The sequence below is a fragment of the Cyanobium sp. LEGE 06143 genome (assembly GCF_015207535.1).
GTDB lineage: Bacteria > Cyanobacteriota > Cyanobacteriia > PCC-6307 > Cyanobiaceae > NIES-981.
Genome location: NZ_JADEWP010000007.1, coordinates 21106 through 27375, shown reverse-complemented (window position 1 = coordinate 27375; position 6270 = coordinate 21106). Strand labels below are relative to the sequence as shown.

The window sequence follows — 6270 nt, the reverse complement described above, 5'->3', positions numbered from 1 at the left end:
GGATCTGCTGAGCGGCGCCTTCTGCCACAGGGCCAGTCCGCCGCCCCGGCCCCGGGCCACCAGCCAGGCCCCATCGCCCTGCTGCCCCGTGGCAATCAGGGCGAAGAACGGCAGCGCCCGCGGCTCGGGGCGCTGCAGTGCCTTCTGCAGCAGCAGCCGCTCCCCCCAGCGCAGTTGCAGGCGCTCGAACCAGAACAGCAGCAGCGGCCGCCGCCCCCGCAGTTCACCGGCGMCGTCAAAGCGGAGCTGCAGCCGGCCCAGCTGCACACTGTTGGTCACGGCCAGGGCGCCATCGCTGCCGGGATGGAGCTCCAGGGTGGCGGCCAGGGGGCGCAGCAGGGCCGCGGCTGCCAGTGGTCTGGCCTGCTGGCGGCTCCAGAGCCGGCTCAGCAGCCAGGCACCGTCAAGCTCGGCGGCGCCCAAGCCGGAGCCCTGGCTGCGGCTGCGTCGCTCCAGCTTCAGGATCACGGGGCCGTCGGGAATGCTCACACCCAGCGGGAGCACCATGCTTCACAACGCGCAATCAATCCATGGGTATCCCTGCTCATTCTGCTTGCTACCTGAAGGTGCTGTTCATACGGTATATGCACGTTCCCTCACACAAGGCGCCATGACAGCCTCCCACACCAATGCTCCCGTCACCCCTCGCAGTGGTGAGCATGCCGCCGCCGCAGGATTCCCCACTGCCGACCATGACCCAGTAGAGGCCTACTTCGAGTGCATCACCACCTGCTCGGTGGATGACGGCGACTGCGTCACCACCTGCACCGAGATCCTGCGCGAACATAACTGAATCAACCAGTACATCCGATTCACCAGCAACACTGATCCATTGGAGCCAGTCGATCCATGGATCGATCAACCGGATTAAGATCCGGAGCTGACTTCTGAATTGACACTTGGCTCTCACGCAGCACACGGAGCCCTACCCCCACTGGGAGTTCACGGATGGCTCCAGCGCCGAGGTGCTGCAAGTGGTGCCTGAGCGGGGCGGACTGGTCACGGGCTGGCGCAGCCTGGATCGCGACTGGCTCTATTTCGATGCCGAGCGCTTCTCAGATCCCTCTTGTTCGGTGCGTGGCGGCATCCCGGTGCTGTTTCCGATCTGTGGCGGGCTGCCGAGCGATGCGGTTCGCCTGCCCCAGGGACTGGTGCATCTGAGCCAGCACGGCTTTGCCCGCGACCGGCCCTGGCAGCTGGCTGAACGTGCCGATGGCCAGGGGGTGAGCCTCAGCCTGGAACACGACACCACCACCCTGGAGGCCTTCCCCTTCCGGTTCCGGCTGCAGCTCGACTACCGCCTCGCCCCCGGGCTGCTGGAGATCACAGCCAGGGTGGAGAACCAGAGCAGCTCACCGATGCCGTTCAGCCTCGGGCTGCATCCCTACTGGGCTGTCACCAGCCTCGCGGATGTTCGTCTGGAAGGCCTGCCCCAGCAGGGTTTTGACCACCTCAGCATGGCGGAGGCGCCCACCGCCGCGGCCCTGGCCCAGCTGGAGCAGGGGGTGGATCTGCTGGTGCGGCCCAGCGGGCCGGTGAGCCTGGTGGATGGGGCCACAGGCTGCAGGGTGAGCCTGGAGCCCCAGGCGCCCTGGGATCTGGCCGTGATCTGGAGCGATCCGCCCCGGCCGATGCTGTGCCTGGAGCCCTGGACGGGCCCACGCCTGTCCCTGATCAGCGGCGACCGGCTGCTGCACGTGCCCCCCGCCGATGGCCTCAGCCTGCAGTGCCGCTATGGGGTGGCGTTGTCCTGAGGGGTCAGGGGCGGCGGCAGGGTGCTCGGGTTGCCGTTACGCATGGCCTGGTAGCCAGGCGAGAGGATTTCGATCTTGGCGTCGGCGAACTGATCCTGAATCGCACCGAGCAGCTGAGAGAGGGTTTCACGGTATTTCTTGGAATCACGGATGCTGGCGGTGAGTTCGTAGCTGATGTTGAAGTCGTTGAGGCTGGTCTGCAGTACAAACGGTTCTTCTTCCCGGCTGATGCCTTCCACACTTTTCGCAGCACTGATCATCAGCTCATGCACCTGGCGCCAGGGCACGTCGTAGCCGATGGTCACCGTGGTGCAGACGGCCACCGGCTTGCGGATCTCGCGCCTCGAGAAGCTGTAGTTCACCACCGATGAGGTGATCACCGCCGCATTGGGGATGCTCACCAGTTCGTTGCGAGGGGTGCGGATGCGGGTCACCAGCAGGGCCCGCTCCTGCACCAGTCCGATCACGCCGTTGATCTCCACCCGATCGCCCTCCAGGAAGGCCCGGGTGTAGATCAGCATCAGGCCGCTGATCACATTGGTGGCTACGGCGCTGGAGCCGAGGGCGGCCAGCACACCGAACAGCAGGCCTGCTCCCTGGAAGGCCCGGCTGTCGGAGCCAGGGATGTAGGGGAAGGCGAACAACAGGCCCGCCAGCACGATGAAGGTGTTGGCGATCCGGCAGGTGGGAATCGCCCACTCGCGGTAGAACCAGGAGATCTTCAGCCGGCCGCGCCGCAGGGCTGAGAACAGGAAGTTGCTGAGTCGCACCATCAGCGCGGTGCACACTGCGATGAAACCCATCCAGAAAAAGTTTGGCACCAGGCCGAGCACGGCCCGCACGACCTGCATGAACCAGGTCAGCAGCTGGCCCCGCAGACCCTCGGCCATGGCCTGGGTGGGCGGGAAGAAGCTGAGCAGCAGCGGAATCAGCAGCCAGCTGATCAGCAGCAGCGCCCCCCAATGCGCCGTGTTGAGCAGCAACCGCGTGGTCACGATCGTCTGGGCCGGGGTGACCAGGGTCTGCTCCCCGAGCTTCAACCTGGGCGCCAGCGCCACGCTGCGGCGACTCAGCCAGCGCAGCAGCCGCTTGTGCAGCCGTTGCTGCCAACGCACCCACAGCACATACACCCCCAGCACCAACACCGCCAGCAGGGTGCCGACGATCCAGAAGCGCCGGCTGTTGCGCACCCGGTAGTCGCGCACGGCGGTGCGGATCTGGTCGCGGTAGCGCTCGGCCAGCTCCTGCCGGCTGAGGCCCGCCTGCTTGGCGGCCCGGTCGTCCACGGCCAGGCCCGGCAGGAACTTGCCGTCAAGGGCGAGCAGCCCCACCGTGGCGTAGGGATCCTGATCCCGCACCACGATCCGATCCGCCCGGAAACCCGGGTTACGCACCAGGCGCTGGAGATGCCCAGTGATGCGTCGGGCCACGTCCTTGGGGTTCTGAGCGCCGGCGGCACTCTTGATCTCGATCACCCGGCGGCCATCCAGCATCACCCAGGCCCCCGCATCGTCTGCCGGGTCCGTGGCGGCGCTCTTGGTGTCTGGCTTGGCGGTGTCCTGCTTCGCCTGGGCAGTGAGCTGTTGACTGGCCAGGGTCTGCAGGGMCGGCTGTGCCAGGGACACCTGGTGCATCGGCCCGATCGCCAGGAGCACGGCCACCATCAAGCCGCTCAGCCAGCGCCAGGCCTGCCCCGGCTGTTTCAAGCTGAACCAACGCCGCATGGCCAAGGTGCTCGGGGGCTCAGGGCCCAGGTCGATGCACCATTATCTGGGCCACTGGAGGCGGCTTCAAGGCGTGCCGAGCCGCCAGCGGTGGAACCGCTCCAGCAGCCCCAGCAGCCGCTGGGGTGCCCGGGCCTTCTTCCAGGCCCCGGCGGCGTACTTGTTCACCTCAGCGAAAGTGGGGTAGGCGTGAATCGTGCCGAAGATCCGGCTGAGTCCAAGCCCCCAGCGCATCGCCAGCACAAACTCCGCCAGCAGCTCGCCGGCGTGCTCGGCCACGATCGTGGCCCCCAGGATCGTGTCCTTGCCCGGGGCGGTGAGCACCTTCACGAAGCCCCGCTCGGCGCTCTCCACGATGGCCCGGTCGAGCTCGTGCAGGGGCACACGCGTCACCTCCACAGGGATCTGCAGGGCCGAGGCCTCCGTTTCGGTGAGGCCCACCGTGGCCACTTCCGGATCGGTGAAGGTGGTGCGGGGGATCACCCGGTAGTCGGTCTTGAAGCGCCGCACGCTGCCGAACAGGGCATTCACCGCGGCATACCAGGCCTGATGGGAGGCGGTGTGGGTGAACTGGAAGGGGCCTGCCACGTCACCGGCGGCATAGATGTTGGGGTAGAGGGTCTGGAGGTAGTCGTTGGTGGTGATCGTGTCACCGGTGGGGATGGCCAGCTCTTCGAGGCCGTAGCCCTCCAGCCTGGCCTTGCGGCCCAGGGCGCAGAGCACGGCATCGCAGGCAATCGAGCTGCTGGCTCCCTCGTGCTCCACCAGCACCTGGGCGGCGGCGGCGGCGTTCTCCGTCGTCGCTGACCCGGTGGGCGCGGTCTCGCTGAGCGAAGCAGCGGCAAAGCCCAGAACCCTGGTCTGCAGCAGCAGCTGCACGCCGTCTGCTTCCAGGGCGCTGCGCACCGCCTCGGCGACGTCGGCATCCTCCTTGCGCAGCAGCCGTTCGCCGCGGTGGATCAGGGTCACGGGCAGGCCCAGCTGGGCCAGGGCCTGGGAGAGCTCGCAGCCGATCGGTCCACCGCCCAGCACCACCAGGCGTGGCCGCTCCAGGGGGCACTGGCGCAGCCAGGTCCAGAGAGTTTCGCTGCTGAGCAGCGGCACCTGCGAGGCCCCCGGCAGGTCGGGCAGCACCGGCGCGGCGCCGGTGGCCAGCACGATCGAGCGTCCGCTGAGCCGCTGCTCCTGGCCATCCCGGCCGTGGATCGCCACGGTCCAGGGATCCACCAGGCGGGCATGGCCCTTCACCACTTCCACCCCCAGGGCCTGGTAGCGCTCCACGCTGTCGTGGGGAGCCACGGCGGCCACCTTGGCCGCCACCCGCTCCAGCACCTGCCGCACCGAGAGGCTCGGCTCCACCGGCCTGAGGCCGTAGCGATCTGCCCGGCGCATGCGGGCCGCCAGCCGCGCCGAGGCGATCAGGGCCTTGCTGGGCACGCAGCCGGTGTTGAGGCAGTCGCCGCCCATCGCCTCCGCTTCGATCAGGGTGACGCGGGCCTTCACCGTGGCGGCGATGTAGGCCGTCACCAGCCCGGCGGCGCCGGCCCCGATCACGATCAGGTTGCGATCGAAGCGGCGCGGACGGTTCCAGGGGCGGTAGAGCCGCCAGATGGCCAGGCGGTCGGTGGCGGCGCGGGCCAGCCAGGGGAACAGGGCCAGCAGGGCGAAGGAGAGCAGCAGGGGCGGCGACAGGATGCCGTCGAGGCCGCGCAACTGAGCCAGCTGGGTACCGGCGTTCACGTACACCAGGGTGCCCGGCAGCATGCCCAGCTGGCTGGTGAGGTAATAGGCCCCGGCCCGCATGGGGGTAAGCGCCATCAGCAGGTTCACCAGGAAAAAGGGAAACACCGGCGCCAGGCGCAGGGTGAGCAGGTAGAGCACGCCGTCGCGCCGCACCCCCGCTTCAATCGGTGCGAGTTGGCGCCCGAAGCGCCGCTGCACCAGATCGCGCAGCAGGGTGCGGGCCAACAGGAAAGCCAGCAGGGCGCCGGCGCTGGAGGCGAACGACACCAGCAGCGTGCCGAGGCCGAGGCCGAACAGGGCGCCGCCGGCGAGGGTGAGCACCGCCGCCCCCGGCAGCGACAGGGCCGTGACCACCACGTACACGGCCATGTAGGCAAGGGCGCTCTTCAGGGGCGCCTGCTGACGCCACCCCTGCAGGGAACCCTGGGCCTGCTGCAGGGCCTCGAGGGTGAGGAAGCGCTGCAGGCCAAACCCGAAGAACAGGGCCACCACCAGGGCGATGGCGGCCAGCAGGGAGAGCTTGCGCCAGCGGCCGCCGGACTGCTCCGGCTCAGGGGAGTCGTCGCCCGGGGAGGAGGCTTCTGAGGGGGGAGTCATGGGAGCCGGCGGTCTTCCTCTCTACCTTCGGGGGGCTGGAGCGGATTCGGGGCCGTGGGCTCCGCTGAGCTCGGCTCAGAGTCGCACTTTGGTCACCGCCGCCTGAATCGGCCGGCGCTGGGTCCCGATGTCGATCGGGCTGCGGGTGAAGATCTCCACCCGGATGCCCAGCCGGGCCACCACCACCACGGCCCGGGCCAGCAGAGCGGCGACCACCACCGCAGCGCCTGGCCAGAGCAGGGCGCGCAGGGGCAGGCAGCTGCTGACGGGCACGACACCCGCCCCGGCCAGCAGATGGTTGAGCAGCAGGCCCAAGGCGGCACCGCCGATCAGCAGGGCCAGCGAACGGGGTTGGAAGAGAGCAGGCATCAGACCACGGGCCCTTGGCGGTTGCGGAGGACGGAACTCTCAACCTATGGGTGCGGCCGTGGATGCAGCCGCTGGACACGGCC

The 6270-nt window shown here is 68.7% G+C and carries 6 protein-coding genes; 2 read left to right on the top strand and 4 right to left on the bottom strand.

Annotated features, from left to right (window positions below):
* Window positions 1–507, bottom strand: a 507-nt coding sequence (locus IQ216_RS01420; protein ID WP_193814013.1) for a hypothetical protein, incomplete at its 3' end; no start/stop codon positions are given.
* A 103-nt stretch (window positions 508–610) separates the two neighbouring features.
* Here IQ216_RS01420 and IQ216_RS01415 point away from each other — a divergent pair.
* Complete coding sequence (locus IQ216_RS01415) at window positions 611–793, top strand: hypothetical protein (protein ID WP_193814012.1); 183 nt, start codon at window positions 611–613, stop codon at window positions 791–793.
* A gap of 106 nt (window positions 794–899) precedes the next feature.
* Complete coding sequence (locus IQ216_RS01410; protein ID WP_193814011.1) at window positions 900–1754, top strand: galactose mutarotase; 855 nt, start codon at window positions 900–902, stop codon at window positions 1752–1754.
* On the opposite strand, the gene IQ216_RS01405 is transcribed toward IQ216_RS01410, so the two are convergent.
* The 3 genes from IQ216_RS01405 to IQ216_RS14010 form a co-directional block, all read right to left on the bottom strand.
* Window positions 1733–3478 carry a mechanosensitive ion channel family protein gene (locus IQ216_RS01405; protein WP_228007001.1) on the bottom strand — a complete coding sequence of 582 codons (1746 nt, stop codon included), beginning with the start codon at window positions 3476–3478 and terminating at the stop codon, window positions 1733–1735. The genes IQ216_RS01410 and IQ216_RS01405 overlap by 22 nt on opposite strands.
* 66 nt (window positions 3479–3544) lie before the next feature.
* Window positions 3545–5818: an FAD-dependent oxidoreductase gene (locus tag IQ216_RS01400; protein ID WP_193814010.1), complete on the bottom strand. Its 2274-nt coding sequence runs from the start codon at window positions 5816–5818 to the stop codon at window positions 3545–3547.
* Between the two features lie 75 nt (window positions 5819–5893).
* A complete protein-coding gene (locus IQ216_RS14010; protein ID WP_228006998.1) occupies window positions 5894–6187 on the bottom strand; it encodes a hypothetical protein in 294 nt (97 codons plus the stop codon).
* Between the last annotated feature and the right edge of the window lie 83 nt (window positions 6188–6270).